At 73.8% G+C, this 18,216-nt stretch carries 13 protein-coding genes; 10 read left to right on the plus strand and 3 right to left on the minus strand.

The window, feature by feature from the left end; all coding sequences use genetic code 11:
- Positions 1-147 precede the first annotated feature (147 nt).
- Positions 148-2,307, minus strand: a complete 2,160-nt coding sequence (locus ACZ5NJ_RS19485) for a RecQ family ATP-dependent DNA helicase (protein WP_468766265.1) — start codon at positions 2,305-2,307, stop codon at positions 148-150.
- Between the two features lie 123 nt (positions 2,308-2,430).
- Here ACZ5NJ_RS19485 and ACZ5NJ_RS19490 point away from each other — a divergent pair, with 123 nt between their 5' ends.
- Positions 2,431-3,693 carry a DUF4192 domain-containing protein gene (locus tag ACZ5NJ_RS19490; RefSeq protein ID WP_468766266.1) on the plus strand — a complete coding sequence of 421 codons (1,263 nt, stop codon included), beginning with the start codon at positions 2,431-2,433 and terminating at the stop codon, positions 3,691-3,693.
- 7 nt (positions 3,694-3,700) lie between these two features.
- On the opposite strand, the gene ACZ5NJ_RS19495 is transcribed toward ACZ5NJ_RS19490, so the two are convergent.
- A complete protein-coding gene (locus tag ACZ5NJ_RS19495) occupies positions 3,701-3,907 on the minus strand; it encodes a hypothetical protein (protein WP_468766267.1) in 207 nt (68 codons plus the stop codon).
- Between ACZ5NJ_RS19495 and ACZ5NJ_RS19500 the strand changes: the two genes are divergently transcribed.
- The 6 genes from ACZ5NJ_RS19500 (at position 3,906) to ACZ5NJ_RS19525 (ending at position 12,976) form a co-directional block, all read left to right on the plus strand.
- On the plus strand, positions 3,906-6,056 hold the full coding sequence (locus ACZ5NJ_RS19500) for a glycogen debranching N-terminal domain-containing protein (RefSeq protein ID WP_468766268.1): 2,151 nt from the start codon (positions 3,906-3,908) through the stop codon (positions 6,054-6,056). The genes ACZ5NJ_RS19495 and ACZ5NJ_RS19500 overlap by 2 nt on opposite strands.
- Positions 6,057-6,173: 117 nt before the next feature.
- Positions 6,174-6,920: an NUDIX hydrolase gene (locus tag ACZ5NJ_RS19505; RefSeq protein ID WP_468766269.1), complete on the plus strand. Its 747-nt coding sequence runs from the start codon at positions 6,174-6,176 to the stop codon at positions 6,918-6,920.
- Between the two features lie 143 nt (positions 6,921-7,063).
- Entirely contained in the window at positions 7,064-9,046 is a 1,983-nt protein-coding gene (locus tag ACZ5NJ_RS19510; protein WP_468766270.1) for an ATP-binding cassette domain-containing protein, read from the plus strand.
- A 201-nt stretch (positions 9,047-9,247) separates the two neighbouring features.
- Entirely contained in the window at positions 9,248-10,135 is an 888-nt protein-coding gene (locus ACZ5NJ_RS19515) for a FadR/GntR family transcriptional regulator (protein ID WP_468766271.1), read from the plus strand.
- A gap of 308 nt (positions 10,136-10,443) precedes the next feature.
- Entirely contained in the window at positions 10,444-12,021 is a 1,578-nt protein-coding gene (locus ACZ5NJ_RS19520; RefSeq protein ID WP_468766272.1) for an RNA polymerase sigma factor, read from the plus strand.
- A 100-nt stretch (positions 12,022-12,121) separates the two neighbouring features.
- On the plus strand, positions 12,122-12,976 hold the full coding sequence (locus tag ACZ5NJ_RS19525; protein ID WP_468766273.1) for a serine protease: 855 nt from the start codon (positions 12,122-12,124) through the stop codon (positions 12,974-12,976).
- 218 nt (positions 12,977-13,194) lie between these two features.
- On the opposite strand, the gene ACZ5NJ_RS19530 is transcribed toward ACZ5NJ_RS19525, so the two are convergent.
- On the minus strand, positions 13,195-13,431 hold the full coding sequence (locus ACZ5NJ_RS19530) for a DUF7455 domain-containing protein (protein ID WP_351880652.1): 237 nt from the start codon (positions 13,429-13,431) through the stop codon (positions 13,195-13,197).
- Between the two features lie 447 nt (positions 13,432-13,878).
- Between ACZ5NJ_RS19530 and ACZ5NJ_RS19535 the strand changes: the two genes are divergently transcribed.
- The 3 genes from ACZ5NJ_RS19535 (at position 13,879) to ACZ5NJ_RS19545 (ending at position 18,213) form a co-directional block, all read left to right on the plus strand.
- Entirely contained in the window at positions 13,879-15,996 is a 2,118-nt protein-coding gene (locus ACZ5NJ_RS19535) for a DNA gyrase/topoisomerase IV subunit B (RefSeq protein ID WP_468766275.1), read from the plus strand.
- A gap of 139 nt (positions 15,997-16,135) precedes the next feature.
- A complete protein-coding gene (locus ACZ5NJ_RS19540; RefSeq protein WP_468766276.1) occupies positions 16,136-16,624 on the plus strand; it encodes a DUF485 domain-containing protein in 489 nt (162 codons plus the stop codon).
- Complete coding sequence (locus tag ACZ5NJ_RS19545) at positions 16,621-18,213, plus strand: solute symporter family protein (RefSeq protein WP_468766277.1); 1,593 nt, start codon at positions 16,621-16,623, stop codon at positions 18,211-18,213. The genes ACZ5NJ_RS19540 and ACZ5NJ_RS19545 overlap by 4 nt, the downstream gene beginning before the upstream one ends.
- The last annotated feature ends 3 nt before the right edge of the window (positions 18,214-18,216 follow it).

The raw sequence follows: 18,216 nt of genomic DNA on the forward strand, positions 1-18,216 counted from the left end.
GGAGAGTGCCGACGAGCCGAGCGGGAGCACTCCCGATTCTCGCGTGGCCCGCGACGGTGGGGCAATGAGCATTTGAGGACGCCGACCGGAATTCGCCGGTATGCCGTTCATATCCTTGCCCCGCCACGCCGGGGATGACTCATTCCGCTACGGCTGGAGCGCGAGCACCAGCGGAAACACCCCTCTCGCCCCCGTTCGCCGCAGCAGCCGGGCGGCCACTGCGAGGGTCCAGCCGCTCTCCGCGCGGTCGTCGACGAGGAACACCGGACCGGGGACCTCGGACAGGCTCGCCGCAAGGTCTGGCGGCACGGTCAAGGCCTGGTGGAGCCCCCGGACCCGTTGCGCGCTGTTGGAGGACGGCAGTCCGAACTCCGGGACCCGGTCGGTGTACTCCAGGGTTCCGAGCAGTGGAATCCGACCGACCTCGGCGATCCGCGCGGCCAGCGAGCCGACGAGCTGCGGCCGGCTGCGCGAGGGCAGCGCGACCACGCCGACGGGCCGGGCGGGGGCGTCCTCGGCGCCCGAGGCCCAGCCGCCCGGCCCCCGGGCCCAGTCGGCCAGGACGGCGACCACGGCCTGTGCCACATCGTCCGGAACCGGCTGGTCCGGGGCCTGGGGGGCGAGAATCGGGCGCAGCCGGTTGCCCCAGCCGATGTCGGACAACCGGCCCAGCGCCCGGCCGGCCGCGGCCTGTTCCCCGGCCGGGATCCGGCCCTTGAGGTCGACTCCCACCGCCGCGAGGCCGGTCGGCCACATGCGGCGCGGTTCCAGCTCCACCCCGGGGCGGCCGAGTTCCCCCCGGGCGGTGTCCAGCGAGGAGGAGGAGACCGCCGCGGTGAAGCGGGCGCCGGCGCAGTTGTCGCAGCGGCCGCAGGGCGCGGCCTCCTCGTCGTCGAGCTGGCGGCGCAGGAACTCCATCCGGCATCCGGCGGAGGCCGCGTAGTCGCGCATCGCCTGCTGTTCGGCGGCCCGCTGCCGGGCCACCCACGCGTACCGCTCGGCGTCGTAGGTCCAGGGTTCGCCGGTGGCGGTCCAGCCGCCCTTCACCCGGTGCACCGCGCCGTCCACGTCGAGCACCTTGAGCATCGTCTCCAGCCGGGTGCGCCGCAGGTCCACCAGGGGCTCCAGGGCGGGCAGCGACAGCGGGCGGCCGGCCTGTGCCAGGACGTCCAGGGTGCGGCGCACCTGCTCCTCCGGAGGAAAGGCCACCGAGGCGAAGTACTGCCAGATCGCCTCGTCCTCGCGGCCCGGGAGCAACAGGACCTCGGCGTGCTCGACGCCACGGCCGGCACGGCCGACCTGCTGGTAGTAGGCGATGGGGGAGGAGGGCGAGCCCAGGTGCACCACGAAGCCCAGGTCGGGCTTGTCGAAGCCCATGCCGAGGGCGGAGGTGGCGACGAGGGCCTTGACGCGGTTCGCCTGGAGGTCGTTCTCCGCCTGTTCGCGGTCGGCGTTCTCCGTCTTGCCCGTGTACGAGGAGACCGTGTGCCCCCGGTGGCGCAGGTAGGCGGTGACCTCCTCGGCGGCGGCCACCGTCAGGGTGTAGATGATCCCGGAGCCGGGCAGGTCGCCGAGGTGGTCGGCGAGCCAGGCCAGGCGGTGCGCGGCGTCGGGCAGGGTCAGGACGGCCAGGCTCAGGCTCTCCCGGTCCAGGGGGCCGCGCAGCACCAGGGCGTCCGTACCGGCCCCGGTGCCGAGCTGTTCCGCGACGTCGGCCGTCACGCGGGCGTTGGCGGTGGCGGTGGTCGCCAGGACCGGGACGCCCGGAGGCAGATCGGCCAGCATGGTGCGCAGCCGGCGGTAGTCGGGGCGGAAGTCGTGTCCCCAGTCGGAGATGCAGTGGGCCTCGTCGACCACGAGCAGCCCGGTCGCGGCGGACAGCTTGGGCAGTACCTGGTCGCGGAACTCGGGGTTGTTGAGGCGTTCGGGACTGACGAGGAGGACGTCGACCGTGCCCGCGGCGACCTCGGCCTGGATGCCCTCCCACTCCTCGGGGTTGGCGGAGTTGATGGTGCGCGCGTGTATGCCGGCGCGGGCGGCGGCCTCGACCTGGTTGCGCATCAGCGCGAGCAGCGGGGAGACGATCACCGTCGGGCCGGCGCCGCCCGCCCGCAGCAGGGAGGTGGCCACGAAGTAGACCGCGGACTTCCCCCAGCCCGTGCGTTGGACGACCAGGGCCCGCCGCTTGTGCGCGACGAGCGCCTCGATCGCCCGCCACTGGTCCTCGCGCAGCCGTGCGGTGCCCGTGGGGTCGCCCACGAGGCGGGCGAGTACGGAATCGGCGGAGGACCTCAGGTCTGCGTTCATGCCCCCATGCAACCCGATGCCTCCGACATCGCGCCAATGCGCACCCCACCCTGTGGATGTTGAAGCCTCTACGAGTTATCCACAGGGGTTTCCGGATCGGATCACGCACGGGACCTTCGAGGCATGACGACGAACCACGAATCCAGCAAGCCGTCCGGCCGGCCGTCCATCAGCCCCGCCGGAGGTCCCTCCGCACCCCAGATCACCCTGCGCAGCCCGGCCGAACTGGCCGACGCGCTGCCCTACATGCTCGGCTTCCACCCCACCGACTCCCTCGTCCTCGCCGCCGTCCACGGCGCGTGCGGCCGCTTCGGCGGCAGGCTCCGCGTGGGGATCCCCACCTCACCGGCCGAGTGGGAGGACACCGCCCGCCAGGTCGCCGAATGCCTGATCAAGGGCAGCGAACGGCGCGGGGACAAGCCCGACGGAATCGTGGTCTTCCTCTGCCAGGACCCGGCCGGCGGGGAGAGCGGGCAGCGGGTCATGACCCGGCTGCGGCCGCTCGCCCAGCGGCTCCGGACCGCCTGCGGCGATCTGGACGTCCCGGTCCTGGAGGCCCTGTGCCTCTCCGCCGGCCGCTACTGGTCGTACGTCTGCCCCGAGGCCGACTGCTGCCCCGCCGAGGGAACCCCGCTGGCCCGGCCCGGCACGTCGGTGATGGCCGCGGCCGCCACCTTCGCCGGGCTCCAGGTCCGCGGTTCCCTGAAGGACATCGAGAAGCGGATGACACCGCTCGGCGGAGCCTGGGCCGCCGAACAGGAGGAGGCCCTGGAGCGGGCCGCCGTGTCCCTCGTACCGAGGATCCTCGACGGGGAGACCCGCGAGGAGGTCGGCGCGCAGACCCTCGGCCTGGCCCGCACCCTCATGCGGCGGCTGACCCTCGCCCCGCCCGCCGAGGGCGGGCCCCGCGCGGACGACTGGGACGACGCCCTGCTCGGCCACGACGAGGCCGCCGCCGTGATCCTCGGGCTCCAGGACCGGGAGATCCGCGACATCGCCGCCGAGTGGATGGAGGGCGACGAGGCCGCGCCCGCCCTGCGGCTCTGGCGGGCCCTGGCCCGGCGCTGCGTCGGCGCCTACGGGGAACACGCGGCGGCCCCGCTCACCCTCGCCGGCTGGGTCTCCTGGTCCAGCGGGGACGAGCCGACCGCACGGATCGCCCTCGGCCTGGCCCTCCAGGCGGACGCCGAATACCGCTTCGCCCAACTGCTCCACCACGCCTGCAACGAGGGCATCGACCCCGAGGGGCTGCGGCAGTGCCTGCGGGAGGAGCGCAGGCGCCGCGAGCCCCGCCGCAGGCGGACCGCCGCCACCACCCGCCCGCCCGGCCGCCGGAGCGGACAGCGCCGCCGCTCCTCCCGCCGCACCGAGGGGAGCGGGCAGTGAACGCCCCTCAGGGCCCCTCCCCGGGCCGCTCCCTGCGGCGGCTGCGGAGCGCGGTGGGCGCGGCCGCGCGCCGTCCGCGGGCCGCGCGCCGTACGCAGCCGCCCCCGGGGCCCGTGACCCCGGCGGGGTCGGGGACGTTCAGCCGGTGGGCGGTGGGGGTCCGGCCGCGCCGCCGCCCACCCGCACCGGCCGGATCGCAGACGAGGCGACCCATGGCTCCCCCCGCACCCGACACCGGCCCGCCCGGAACCGCACCCGCTCCCCCCGCCCGCCCGCCCGGCTCCCCACCCGGAACCGGAGGCCTTCCCGGCGCGCGTCCGCCGGGACCCCCGCCGGGATATCCGGCGGGAAGACCACCGCTGGGGCCCGGCGGGCCCGGAGGGCCCGGAGGCCCGCCGCCGCCCGTGGTGGGCGGCGGACGGCGGGCGGAGCTGCCGCCCGTGCACGAGGCCCTCATCTGCGTCTCCGCGCCCGGCCTGGTCATCTCACCCGAGCACGGCCAGCTGACCGGGCGCGGCATCGAGGGGATCTACCGGTCCGGTCGCCGGCTGCTGTCCCGCTGCGTACTGCGCGTCGCGGGACGGGACCCGGTCTCCGTCCAGGGGCGCAGCCTCGGCGCCGACCGGGCCGCCTTCACCGCCACCGTCCGTACCGGGGTCGAGCCGGGCCCCGACCCGGACGTCGGAGTCGAACGGGTCCGGTACGCGGACGGCACCGAGCGCATCACCGTGCGCAGCTTCGCCGTACGGCCCCTGCGCCTGCCCGTGGAGGTGTCGCTCGGCACGGACCTGGCGGAACTGGCCGCGGTGGCGGCAGGGCGCGCCGGGCCCGAGCTCGCCGCCGGCGTGCACGCCGCGGGGCTGCGCTGGAGCACCGGGGAGGCCTTGGCCGTCACCACCGCCGAACCGGCCCCCGACGACGCCCTCGCCACCGCCGGACTGCTGCGCTGGGAATTCGAACTCGGCCCGGGGGAGTCCCGCACCATCGAACTGAGGACCAGCCGGGACCGCGCCGCTCGCGCCCCCGCGGGGCAGGTCGCGAACCCGCTCGCCGGAGCCCGCGCCGAAGGCGACGACCCCAGGGCCGAGGCCTGGCTGCGGACCAGCGTCGACGATCTCGGCGCGCTGCTCCTGCGGGACCCGGCCGAACCCGGTGACGCCTTCGCGGCGGCGGGGGTGCCCTGGCGGCTCGGGCTGGCCCCGGCGGAGTCGCTGTGGGCCGCCCGGATGGCACTGCCCCTCGGCACCGGACTCGCCGCCGCCACGCTGCGGACCCTGGCCCGCGGCCAGACCGCCGGGCGGGGCCCCGACGCCGGGAAGATCCCGGGACCGCTGCGCGCCGCCGGACCGCAGCTGCCGCCCGGCTGCACCGGCACCGAAGCCACCCTCGGCTTCCCGGCGTTGCTCGCCGAGGCCCGCCGGTGGGGGCTGCCCGAGGAGGAGGTGGCCCGGCTCCTGCCGGCCGCCGAGCGCTGCCTCGACTGGCTGCGGCGGGCGCTCGGGGAGGACGGGTTCCTCGCCGACCCCGATCCGGGACCGCGGCGCTGCGAGACCCAGGCCCACGCCCACCGGGCCGCGCTGCTCGGCGCCGACCTGCTCGACGGGTGCGGGCGGGCCGGAGCCGCGGAGTGGCGCGAATGGGCGGCCGCCCTGCGGGAGAGGTTCCGGGACCGGTTCTGGATCGACGGGCCGGACGGGGGCCGCCCCGCCGCCGCCCTGCACCCCGACGGCCGGCCGCTGGCCCGGCTGACGGGGGCGGCCGCGCACCTGCTGGACACCGGCCTGCTGGGCGGCGGCCGTCTCGCGCCCGGCCTGCTGGACCGCGTCCGCACCGAACAGCTCGCCCGGCTGCTCGGAGCCCCGGCGATGGATTCCGGTTGGGGGCTGCGGAGCATGGCGGCCCGGGAACCCGGATACAACCCCTTCGGCCACCGGTCGGGCGCGGTCCGGGCCCACGAGAGCGCCGTCGCGGTGGCCGGCCTGGCCCAGGCCGGCCACGACAAGGAGGCCGCGGGCCTGCTGCGGGGCCTGCTGGACGCCGCGGAGGCCTTCGGGTACCGGCTGCCGGAGATGTACGCCGCCGAGCAGCGCACCGCGGGCAGCGCCCCGCTCCCGCACCCCGCGGCCTGCCGCCCGGCGGCGGTGGCCGCCGCCGCCGGGATCCACGCCCTCACCGCCCTGGCGGGCATCCGCCCCGACGCCCCGGCGTCGACGGTCGCCGTGACCCCGCGTGCGGGCGCCCCCCTCGGAGCCCTGCGCCTGGCGGGCCTGCGCGTGGCGGGGGAGCCGTTCACCGTCCGGATCAGCCGTCTCGGCGTCGGCATGGTGGAGGAGGCCGCCGATGGGCTCCAACTGGGAGGGTGAGGTGCGTCCGGGACGGTGGGCCCGCCTCGGCGCGAGGGCGCGGACTGGGTTCCAGATCACCGTCCTCGGGATCAGGAAAGCGCTGTTTATCGTCAGGCAGACGACTATGATCGCGGCATGTCGCCCTACGACCCGTCGGCCTTCCCGCCCTTCGCCGTCACCGTCGACCTGGTCGTGCTCACCGTGCGGCGCCACGCGCTCTGCGCGCTGGTCGTCCGACGCGGAGAGCAGCCGTTCCAGGGCCGCTGGGCGCTGCCCGGCGGCTTCGTCCGCGGGGACGAGGACCTCGGCGCGGCCGCGGCCAGGGAGCTCGCCGAGGAGACCGGGCTCTGCGCGCACGACCCGTCCGCTCCCGGCGTGGACAACGGCGCCCACCTCGAACAGCTCGCCACGTACGGGGATCCGCAGCGCGATCCCCGGATGCGGGTGGTCAGCGTGGCCCACCTGGTGCTCGCCCCGGACCTCCCCGCGCCCCGCGCGGGCGGCGACGCGAACGGCGCCCGCTGGGCCCCCGTCGACGAACTGCTGGAGGGACCCGACCAGAGCGCCACGGGCCTGGCCTTCGACCACGCGCGGATCCTCGCCGACGGCGTCGAACGGGCCCGCTCGAAGATCGAGTACTCCTCGCTGGCCACCGCCTTCTGCCCGCCCGAGTTCACCGTCGGCGAGCTGCGCCGGGTGTACGAGGCCGTCTGGGGCGTGGCACTCGACCCGCGCAACTTCCACCGCAAGGTCACCGGCACCCCCGGGTTCCTGGTGCCCGCCGGCGGGACGACCACCCGTCAGGGCGGCAGGCCCGCCCAGCTGTTCCGGGCCGGCGGTGCGACCCTGCTCAACCCGCCGATGCTGCGCCCGGAGGTCTGACCCGCCGCGGTCCGCGACGCCCCGGACGGCGGCAAGGGCGGCCCCGACCCGGACCGGTTGCGAAGAAAATCGGACATATCGCGTTATCTTGCATGCGGTACCCACCCTGCCGCCGAGCGGTCCCACACCCTGCGAGAGAAGCGATGCTCCAGGCCATCGGACTCACCAGCACACCCCGTCGAGACCTGCCACCCCTCGTGGAGGACCTCACCTTCGAGGCCCGCCCCGGTTCCGTGACAGCCCTGCTCGGAGAGCCGGGTTCGGGCAAGACCACCGCCCTGCGGCTCATGCTCGAACTCGAACCGGGCCGCGGCATCACCTACTTCCGCGGCCGCCCGCTGCACCGGATCCCGCATCCCGGCCGTGAGGTCGGCGTGTTGCTCGGCGATGTCCCCGGACACCCGGCGAGGACGGTCCGCGGCCAGCTGCGCATGCTCTGCGCCGCCGCCGGCGTCCCGGCCTCCCGCGCGGACACCATGATGGAGGTCGTCGGCATCGCCGGCCTGCGCGACCAGCGGCTCGGCTCGCTCTCGGCCGGCATGGACCGCCGCGTCGGGCTGGCCGCGGCCCTGCTCGCCGACCCCTGCACCCTCCTCCTCGACGAGCCGGCCGCGGGCCTCCAGCCCCGCGAACGCGCCTGGCTCCACGGCCTCCTGCGCGGCCACGCCTCCCTCGGCGGGGCCGTGCTGTTCACCACCGCCGACGCGAAGGAGGCCGCCCGCAGCGCGGACCGGGTGGTCTCCATCGCCTCGGGCCGCCTCGTCGCCGACCAGGAAGCCGCGGACTTCGCCCGCACCCGGCTGCGCCCGCGCGTCGCCGTGCGCACCCCGCACGCCGCCCGGCTCGCCGACGTACTGGGCCGTGAGGCCCGGGCCTCGCACCGCACCGTGGAGATCGTCGAGGAGAGCGGCAGCCGGCTCTCGGTGTACGGCAGCAACTGCGCCGAGGTCGGCGAGGCGGCGTTCCGCCACGGCGTCCTGGTCCACCAGCTCGCCGACGAGACCGGTGACTCCGGAGCACCCGTCCCGCCCGTACCGCAGGCCCGCACCCGGGCCGGCGGGACGGTCAAGGCCGAGGCGCGGGTCGAGGCCGCGGCCCCGGTCCGGGCCGGAGCGGGCACCGCCGCCGGCCCGGACGCCCCAGTCCCCGGCCCCCCCGACCCCCGCCATGACCCGCTCCCCGCCGCGGCCGCCGGCGCGGGACTCCGCGCGGAGCCGGCCTCCCCGGCCGCGTCCTGGCCCGCCCCCGCCCCAGCCCCCGCCTCCGGCCCGCCGGCCGAGGGCCGGCCCTGGCCCGGCGGTGCACGCCCCCCGCACGCCCGCTCCCTGCCCCCCGTCTCGGAGGTGCGCCGTGTGGGCGGGCCGTTGCGCCCCGTGCGCTACGAACTGCGCCGCCTCTTCGGCACGGCCACGCCCTTCCTCACCACCGCCCTCGTCGTCACCGTCTCCGCCCTCACCGCCCTGGTCCTCGCCCGGGCCGGCCACACCCCCCGCGACCGGGTGCTCGCGGCCTGGCCGGATCTGGTCCCCCTGCCCCCCGCCGCCCTCGGGGCGGGCCTGCTCGGCGCGCTCGCCTTCGGCGAGGAGTACCGCTACCCCGCCCTCGCCGCCGACCGGGGCACCGTCCCGCGCCGGCTCGGCCTGCTCACCGCCAAGCTCGGCGTCTGCGGCGCCCTCGCCCTGCTGCTCGGCGCCCTCGCCGTCGCCGCGGACGCCGCCGCCCTGCGGCTCGTCTTCGGCCGCGCCCCGCTGGGCACCTGGGCGGAGTGGGCCGCGCCCGCCGCGAGTTGGGCGGGCCTGCTGGTCGGCTGCGCCTGGGCCGGGGTGCTCGCCTCCGCGGTGTTCCGTTCCGCCTCGGCCGGACTGGCCGCCGTGCTCGCCGTGCCGGTGATGGTGGTGCCGCTGGTGCGCAAGGTGCTGGAGGGGCCTTCCGCGTACCCGGTGACCGGGTTCGCGGGCCGGCTGCGGGGTCTGGCGTCGGCGCCGTGGCCGGCGGGCGTCGACCCCTACGTGCTGGGGGCCTTCCGGGTGATGGCCCAACCCGGCGGGGCCGCACTGGTGTTGTCGTTGATGGTCCTGTTGTGCGCCTATGGGTTCACAGGACTGCGCGGCCGGGTCCGTTGGTGATCGATCCGGTGCGGTAACCGTCCCCGGCGGGACCGGAGAAGTCCGCTTCGCGCCCCATCAGGCGAAGCGGACCGCAACTCCCCATAAAACGCCCGGTTCCTTACGATAAGTCGTCAATTGCGTAGGTGGCACCGATCACCCTTTCGTGTGCTTTTCACCAAAGACCTCAAGGGCGGCGGAGGCACGGCCGACAAAGGATTCGTGAGTACCCTTGCGCACACCATGATGACCGCCGCCCGCCACGCCGACACCGGCCTCGCCGGCCCGGGCGAACTCGACCGCTACCCCTATGCGGAGGCCTCCGGCACCGACCGGGTCGGGCCGCCGCACTGGGACGGCGCCGACGTCGAGTTGAGCCGTGTCGGCCGCCGCGCGGCCGGCAGCCGCGGCCGCGGGCTGCACGGCCAACTCGTCCAGCAGCTCGGCCAGATGATCGTCTCCGGCGACCTCGGCGCGGACCGGCCGCTGGTCCCGGAGGAGATCGGCCAGCGCTTCGAGGTCTCCCGCACCGTCGTCCGCGAATCGCTGCGGGTCCTGGAGGCCAAGGGCCTCGTCAGCGCCCGCCCCAACGTGGGCACCCGGGTCCGTCCGGTCGCCGACTGGAACCTCCTCGACCCCGACATCATCGAGTGGCGCGCCTTCGGGCCCCAGCGCGACGACCAGCGCCGCGAGCTCAACGAGCTCCGCTGGACCATCGAGCCCCTGGCCGCCCGCCTCGCCGCCGGCCACGGCCGCCCGGACGTCCAGCAGCGCCTCTCCGACATGGTCGAGATCATGGGCCACGCCCTCGGGCAGGGCGACGCGATCACCTTCGCCCGCGCCGACAACGAGTTCCACGCACTGCTGATCCAGGTCGCCGGCAACCGCATGCTGGAGCACCTGTCGGGGATCGTCTCCGCCGCCCTCCAGGTCTCCGGCACCCCCGTCACCTCCTGCGACCGCCCCGGCGAGACCTGCGTGGCACACCACGCGCGGATGGTCGAGGCCCTCGCCGCCGGTGACGGCGCGGCCGCCGAGAGCGCCATGCGCCAACTCCTGACGGTGCATCCGGAGGTCGAGCGCGTGGTGCCCGCCCCGCGCGAGCACTGACCCCCCGGCGCACGGGGGCGTGGGGGTGCAGCACCGGTCGCCGGGCCCGTTTTCGGGCCCGGCGACACCGGTGTGCGGAGGGTGCCGCGACCCCGGTGTGACTTGGGCCACGAAGATTGGGCGTAACGCTCTGCGACGTCACACGATGACCTAAGCGGTGATGGCCGACGGAGGGAAGACAGCAGCCCTTGGGGTGCTGTGCAGCTCCCCGGCCCCTGCCCGCGCCCCGGCCCATCCCCAGTCGGTGGTCGTCGGCTCCGGTCCAGCACCAGGCCGGGGTCGGAACCCGTTCCCATCGTTCCGAGAGGTTGTTCGTGTCGGCCAGCACATCCCGTACGCTCCCGCCGGAGATCGCCGAATCCGAGTCCGTGATGGCGCTCATCGAGCGGGGCAAGGCCGAGGGGCAGATCGCCGGCGATGACGTGCGTCGGGCCTTCGAGGCTGACCAGATTCCTGCGACCCAGTGGAAGAATGTCCTGCGCAGCCTCAACCAGATCCTCGAGGAAGAGGGTGTGACGCTGATGGTCAGTGCCGCAGAGTCGCCCAAGCGCACCCCACGCAAGAGCGTCGCAGCGAAGACCCCCGCCAAGCGTACGACGACCAGGCCGGTCGCCGCCAAACCGGCCGCCGCTCCGGCCGCGGCGGAGGCCCCGGTGGAGGCCGGGACGGCGGAACCCGACACGGCCGACGTGCTCGCCGAGGAGCCGGCGGCCGAGCCCGCAGCGAAGAAGACCGCGGCCCGCAAGACGGCGGCCAAGAAGGCCGCGCCCGCGAAGAAGACCGCCGCGAAGAAGACCGCGGCCAAGAAGACCGCCGCCAAGAAGGACCTGGACCAGGGCGACGAAGAGGCCGTCGACGAGGGTCCCGACGCGGTGAAGGGCGAGGCCGAGGAAGAGGAGGAGGGCGGGGAGAACAAGGGCTTCGTCATCTCCGACGACGAGGACGACGCCCCCGCCCAGCAGGTCGTCGTGGCCGGCGCCACGGCCGACCCCGTCAAGGACTACCTCAAGCAGATCGGCAAGGTCCCCCTCCTCAACGCCGAGCAGGAGGTCGAGCTCGCCAAGCGCATCGAGGCGGGCCTGTTCGCCGAGGACAAGCTGGCCAACTCCGACAAGCTGGCCCCCAAGCTCAAGCGCGAGCTGGAGATCATCGCCGAGGACGGCCGCCGCGCCAAGAACCACCTGCTGGAGGCCAACCTCCGCCTCGTGGTCTCCCTGGCCAAGCGCTACACCGGCCGCGGCATGCTGTTCCTGGACCTGATCCAGGAGGGGAACCTGGGTCTGATCCGCGCGGTCGAGAAGTTCGACTACACCAAGGGCTACAAGTTCTCGACCTACGCGACGTGGTGGATCCGGCAGGCGATCACCCGCGCCATGGCCGACCAGGCCCGCACCATCCGCATCCCGGTGCACATGGTCGAAGTGATCAACAAGCTGGCCCGCGTGCAGCGCCAGATGCTCCAGGACCTGGGCCGCGAGCCCACCCCGGAGGAGCTGGCCAAGGAACTCGACATGACCCCCGAGAAGGTCATCGAGGTCCAGAAGTACGGCCGCGAGCCGATCTCCCTGCACACCCCGCTCGGCGAGGACGGCGACAGCGAGTTCGGCGACCTGATCGAGGACTCCGAGGCGGTGGTCCCGGCCGACGCCGTGAGCTTCACGCTCCTGCAGGAGCAGCTGCACTCCGTGCTCGACACCCTGAGCGAGCGCGAGGCCGGCGTGGTCTCGATGCGCTTCGGGCTGACCGACGGCCAGCCCAAGACCCTGGACGAGATCGGCAAGGTCTACGGGGTGACCCGTGAGCGCATCCGCCAGATCGAGTCCAAGACCATGTCCAAGCTGCGCCACCCGTCGCGCTCCCAGGTGCTGCGCGACTACCTGGACTGACCGGGCCGGCCGGGGCCGTGGGCGTGGCCGCGCGGGTGCGCGCGGCCACCGGGCATCCCACTCTGGGTGGAGTCATGCACACTCGGAGTCAGGAGGCCCCATGAGTCGTCCCTTCGCCCGTGCCCTGGCGGGCGCACTGACCCTGGTGGCGGGAGCGGCCGTGGCGCCGCTGGCCCAGGCGCCGACGGCCGCGGCGGACAGCGTCGTCATAGGCGGGAAGCCGGTGAAGGTGGCCGACAGCCCGTGGGTGGTGGCCCTCGCCAGCCGTGACCGGTTCGGAGGTATCCGGGACGGGCAGTTCTGCGGCGGTGTCCTCGTCGCCCCGACCACGGTGGTGACCGCGGCCCACTGCCTGGGCCGCCAGGTGCTCGGCGGGCCGGTCGACTCCGTCGCCGACTTCCGGGTGATCACCGGCCGTACGGAGCTGCGCGCCCCCGAAGGGCGGGAGATCGCGGTGCGGGCGGCCCGGGTGAACCCGGCGTACGACCCCGGGACCAACGCCGGCGACATCGCCGTGCTGGAGCTGGCGGAGGCGGTCCCCGCGGACCACGTGCTGCCCATGGCCGGCGAGGGCCACCCCGGCTACGAGGCCGGCACCGGGGCGGCGGTGTACGGCTGGGGCGACACGAGCGGCTTCGGGGACTACGCGTACGATCTGCGGGCGGCCCAGGTCACCGTCCTGGACGACGAGGTGTGCCGGCAGGCGTACCCGGGCAACTCCGACGGTCAGTACCGGGCCGACTCCATGGTGTGCGCGGGCGACCGGTCCGGCGGGAAGGACGCCTGCCAGGGCGACAGCGGCGGCCCGCTGGTGGCCCGGGGGCGGCTGATCGGCCTGGTGTCCTGGGGCCGCGGCTGCGGGCGCGCCGACAGCCCGGGGGTCTATACCCGGATCGCCCCCCTGATCGACTTCGTGAGCGGGTCCCAGAGGGGCCGCCGGCCGAGCGGGGAGTAAGGCACTGCGGAGGGCCTCGCGAGGGGCTCCAGGAGCCCCGTAGGGCCCGGCACGGGGCGGCCGGGGCCCGCAGGGGGCCTTCCGGAGCGGGGGGCGGCGCCCCCGCCGGGGGAGGAGGTCCGGGCATGAGGACGGGCGGCGCCTCTGGGTCTCAGAGGTGCCGCCCGTCGACCGGCCTAGCCGGTCCTGGCTCGTCGGATGCGAGGGCAGGCCGTGTGTCAGCGGTCCTCGGGGTCGGCTGCGTGGGCGGCCGGAGCGGACGTCAGCCGCTCGGTCTCATCCTGTATTTCCGCGGCGATCTTCTTGAGTTCCGGCTCGAACTTACGCCCGTGGTGGGCGCAGAAGAGCAGTTCACCACCGCTCAGGAGGACGACGCGCAGATATGCCTGGGCGCCGCAACGGTCGCATCGGTCAGCGGCCGTCAGCGGGGTCGCGGGTGTCAGAACAGTAGTCACGTCGCCTCTTCTCTAGCTCGACGAGCTGTCGTACCAGGGTCAACATCCAACCAGGCCGAAAACGTTCCCGCTCGCGGCTTTTCCTCGAAACTTCCTTCCGAAGCTGGCCGGCTGCTGCCGGTTGGCGGCGAAGGAGCCGTATTGCGTTGCTTTACGGTTTCGCGTTGTCAGTCGTTCGCTTGTAGCAGTTCTCGTCCTCCCCGGCTGGAGTGCCGGATGTTGATGAGGACGTGCCCGAACCCTAAATGGTTCATGCGTGGAAGGGAACGTGATGTTTGCTTCACCCTCCCGGGGGATCGAACATCCGTACGGATCTGCACTAGGCTGTGGAACGCGCGAGGGTGGCGTTGCACCGGCTCTACCTGGCCTCGGTACCCTTCGACGGGCAACCGAGCCACCCCTGCGCCCCAGCGGGTCAGAAAAGAAATTCAGCGAGGAGCGAACTGCGTGACCGCCGACACGTCCGTGCCTTCCAGCGCGCTGCTGTCCGGAGCAGACCGGGACGGTTCCAACTACACCGCGCGGCACCTGCTCGTCCTCGAAGGCCTTGAGGCCGTCCGCAAGCGCCCCGGCATGTATATCGGCTCCACCGACAGCCGAGGCCTCATGCACTGCCTCTGGGAGATCATCGACAATTCCGTCGACGAGGCCCTGGGCGGCTACTGCGACCACATCGAGGTCGTCCTCCACGAGGACGCCTCCGTCGAGGTCCGGGACAACGGCCGAGGCATCCCCGTCGACGTCGAGCCCAAGACCGGCCTGTCCGGCGTCGAGGTCGTCATGACCAAGCTGCACGCCGGCGGCAAGTTCGGCGGCGGCTCCTACGCCGCCTCCGGCGGCCTCCACGGCGTCGGCGCCTCCGTGGTCAACGCCCTGTCGGCCCGTCTCGACGTCGAGGTCGACCGCGGCACCACCCACAGCATCAGCTTCCGGCGCGGCGTCCCCGGCGTGTTCGCCGAGGAAGGCCCCGACGCCTCCTTCGAGCCGGGCAGCGGCCTGCGCAAGGGCAAGCGGGTCGCGAAGGGCAGGACGGGCACCCGGATCCGCTACTGGGCCGACCGCCAGATCTTCCTCAAGGACGCCCGCCTCTCCCTGGAGACCCTCTACCAGCGCGCCCGCCAGACCGCGTTCCTCGTGCCCGGCCTGACCATCGTCGTCCGCGACGAGCGGGCCATCGACGGCGCCGGCAAGACCGAGGAGACGTTCCGCTTCGACGGCGGGATCAGCGAGTTCTGCGACTACCTCGCCCAGGACAAGGCCGTCTGCGACGTGCTGCGCCTGACCGGGTCGGGCACCTTCAAGGAGACCGTCCCGGTCCTCGACGACCGCGGCCACATGACGCCCACCGAGGTCACCCGCGAGCTGGGCGTGGACATCGCCCTGCGCTGGGGCACGGGGTACGAGACCAACCTCAAGTCCTTCGTGAACATCATCGCCACCCCCAAGGGCGGCACCCACGTGGCCGGATTCGAGCGGTCCGTCACCAAGACGGTCAACGAGGTGCTGCGCTCGGCCAAGCTGCTGCGCGTGGCCGAGGACGACGTCGTCAAGGACGACGCGATGGAGGGCATGACGGCCGTCGTCACCGTCCGCCTCGCCGAGCCCCAGTTCGAGGGCCAGACCAAGGAGGTGCTCGGCACCTCCGCGGCCACCCGGATCGTGGCCGCCGTCGTCGCCAAGGAGCTCAAGGCCTTCCTGACCTCCACCAGGCGCGACGACAAGCAGCAGGCCCGCGCCGTGATGGAGAAGATCGTCGCGGCCGCCCGGACCCGGATCGCGGCCCGCCAGCACAAGGAGGCGCAGCGCCGCAAGACCGCGCTGGAGTCCTCCTCGCTGCCGGCCAAGCTGGCCGACTGCCGCAGCGACGACGTGGACCGCAGCGAGCTCTTCATCGTCGAGGGGGACTCGGCCCTCGGTACGGCCAAGCTCGCCCGGAATTCCGAGTTCCAGGCGCTGCTGCCGATCCGCGGCAAGATCCTCAACGTCCAGAAGTCGTCTGTTTCGGACATGCTCAAGAACGCCGAGTGCGGCGCGATCATCCAGGTCATAGGAGCCGGCTCCGGCCGCACCTTCGACATCGACGCCGCCCGGTACGGCAAGGTCATCATGATGACCGACGCCGACGTCGACGGTTCCCACATCCGCACCCTGCTGCTGACCCTCTTCCAGCGGTACATGCGGCCGATGGTCGAGGCGGGCCGGGTCTTCGCGGCCGTCCCGCCGCTGCACCGGATCGAACTGGTCCAGCCCAAGAAGGGCCAGGACAAGTACGTCTACACGTACTCGGACAACGAGCTGCGCCAGACGCTGCTGGAGTTCCAGCGCAAGAACATCCGCTACAAGGACGGCATCCAGCGCTACAAGGGCCTCGGCGAGATGGACGCGGACCAGCTCGCGGAGACCACGATGGACCCCCGCCACCGCACCCTGCGGCGGATCAACATCGGCGATCTGGAGGCCGCGGAGCAGGTCTTCGACCTCCTCATGGGCAACGAGGTCGCCCCGCGCAAGGAGTTCATCACCAGCTCGGCCGCGACCCTGGACCGCTCGCGCATCGACGCCTGAGCCGGCCCGCAGGCGTCCCGGCGCTCTTCGCCCCCTCACCTGATGGAGTGAAGAGCGCCAGGACACCAGTCCGGAAAGCGACCATTCGGCACATCCTTGTGAGCACGCCGCCAAGGCGGCAGCGGACAAGGAGAGTTCGGTGGACAAGCGCGAAGGTCGTGAAGCCGGAACGATCCGGCTGGACGACCCCTGGTACGACGCCCTGGCCGTGGGCTGGGGCGAGGGCGCGGAGCCCCATCCGCCGCACCGGCCCCCGGCGGACGGCGGAGCCCCCGGAGCGTCCGACATCTACCTGGAAGTGCAGCGCAGCGCCGCGTTCCAGGAGGTCCGCGGCCGGTACCGGAGGTTCGTCGTCCCCGCGACCGTCGGCTTCCTCCTCTGGTACGTCGCCTACGTGGTCGCAGCCACGGCCGCGCCGGGGCTGATGGCGCGGCCCGTGGTGGGCTCGCTCAACGTGGCCCTGCTGGCCGGTCTCGGCCAGTTCCTCAGCACGTTCCTGCTGACCTGGGCCTACTCCCGGCACGCGCGGCTGCGCCGGGACAGCGCCGCCCTCGACCTGCGCTGGACCGTCTTCGAACGGGAACGCGGCCGGGAGCGCGCCCGCACGACCCCGGAGGAGGGCCGGTGACCTCCGAACACCAGACGCTCGCGCTGATCCTGTTCAGCCTCTTCATCGCGGTCACCCTGGGCATCACCACCTGGGTCAGCCGCAGGAGGCATGGCTCGGCGGAGGAGTTCTACGCGGGCGGGAGACTGTTCTCCCCGATGGAGAACGGTTTCGCCATCGCCGGCGACTACATGTCCGCCGCCTCCTTCCTCGGGGTGTCCGGGCTGATCTCCCTCTTCGGCTACGACGGCCTGCTGTACCTGATCGGCTTCCTCGTGGCCTGGCTGATGGTGCTCTTCCTGGTCGCCGAGCTGGTGCGCAACTGCGGGCGCTTCACCCTCGCCGACGTCGTCGTCGCCCGGATGAGCGAGCGGCCCGTACGGATCGCCGCCGGAAGCTCCTCGGTGGTGGTCTCGGTGCTCTACCTGGTCGCGCAGATGGTCGGCGCGGGCAGCCTGGTGGGGCTGCTCCTGTCGGACACGGGGCCGGCCGCCCGGACGCTGACCGTCGTCGGGGTCGGCGCGCTGATGGTGGTCTACGTGGCCTTCGGCGGGATGCGGGCCACCACCTGGATCCAGATCGTCAAGGCCGTCCTGCTGATCGGCGGGGCGATCACCCTCACCGTGCTGGTCCTGCTGCGCTTCCACGGCGACCTCGACCAGCTGCTCGCCGGCGCCGCCGAGCGCAGCGGGCACGGCGCCCGGTTCCTGAGCCCCGGCCTCAAGTACGGCGGGGGCTGGACGGCCCGGCTCGACTTCATGAGCCTGGGCCTCGCCCTCGTCCTGGGGACGGCGGGGCTCCCCCACATCCTGTCGCGGTTCTACACGGTGCCGACCGCGCGGGCCGCCCGCCGGTCGGCGGTGTGGGCGATCGGGCTCATCGGGGGCTTCTACCTGATGACGATCGTGCTCGGTTTCGGGGCGGCCGCGCTGGTCGGCCCCGACGCGGTGCGGGCGTCCAGCGCCTCCGGGAACACGGCCGTGCCGCTGCTGGCGGGCTTCCTCGGTGGTGGCGCCGACTCCACCGGCGGGGCGGTGCTGTTCGCCCTCGTGGCCGCCATCGCCTTCGCGACGATCCTCGCCGTGGTCGCCGGGATCACCCTGGCCTCGTCGGCGTCGGTCGCGCACGACCTCTACGCCTCCCTCAGGCGGCGGCGGGCCCGGCAGCGCAGCGAGGTGGCCGTGGCCCGGGTGGCGGCGGTGGGGATCGGGGCGGTGGCCATCGCCCTGGGGCTGCTCGCCCAGGACATGAACGTGGCCTTCCTGGTGGGGCTGGCCTTCGCGGTGGCGGCCTCGGCCAATCTGCCGGTGCTGCTGTACTCGCTGTTCTGGCGGGGGTTCACCACCCGGGGGGCCGTCTGGTCGGTGTACGGGGGGCTGGTGCCGGCGCTGCTGCTGGTCGTCCTGTCGCCCGTCGTCTCCGGGAGCCCCGGATCCCTCTTCCCCGGGCTGGACTTCCAGTACTTCCCGCTGCAGAACCCGGGGATCGTCTCGATCCCGCTCGGCTTCCTGGCGGGCTGGCTGGGCACGGTCACCTCCGCCGAGGAGCCGGACGAGCGCAAGTACGCCCAGACGGAGGTCCGTTCACTGACGGGGGCCGGCGCGGTGTGAGCA

The sequence above is a fragment of the Streptomyces sp. NPDC032091 genome, from assembly GCF_055580265.1.

Bases quoted from the DNA above. Each gene is read 5' to 3' on its own strand.
- ACZ5NJ_RS19500 (WP_468766268.1), top strand. From the start codon at position 3,906: ATGGCTCCCCCCGCACCCGACACCGGCCCGCCCGGAACCGCACCCGCT.
- ACZ5NJ_RS19525 (WP_468766273.1), top strand. From the start codon at position 12,122: ATGAGTCGTCCCTTCGCCCGTGCCCTGGCGGGCGCACTGACCCTGGTG.
- ACZ5NJ_RS19490 (WP_468766266.1), top strand. From the start codon at position 2,431: ATGACGACGAACCACGAATCCAGCAAGCCGTCCGGCCGGCCGTCCATC.
- ACZ5NJ_RS19510 (WP_468766270.1), top strand. From the start codon at position 7,064: ATGCTCCAGGCCATCGGACTCACCAGCACACCCCGTCGAGACCTGCCA.
- ACZ5NJ_RS19485 (WP_468766265.1), bottom strand. From the start codon at position 2,307: ATGAACGCAGACCTGAGGTCCTCCGCCGATTCCGTACTCGCCCGCCTC.
- ACZ5NJ_RS19495 (WP_468766267.1), bottom strand. From the start codon at position 3,907: ATGGGTCGCCTCGTCTGCGATCCGGCCGGTGCGGGTGGGCGGCGGCGC.
- ACZ5NJ_RS19505 (WP_468766269.1), top strand. From the start codon at position 6,174: ATGTCGCCCTACGACCCGTCGGCCTTCCCGCCCTTCGCCGTCACCGTC.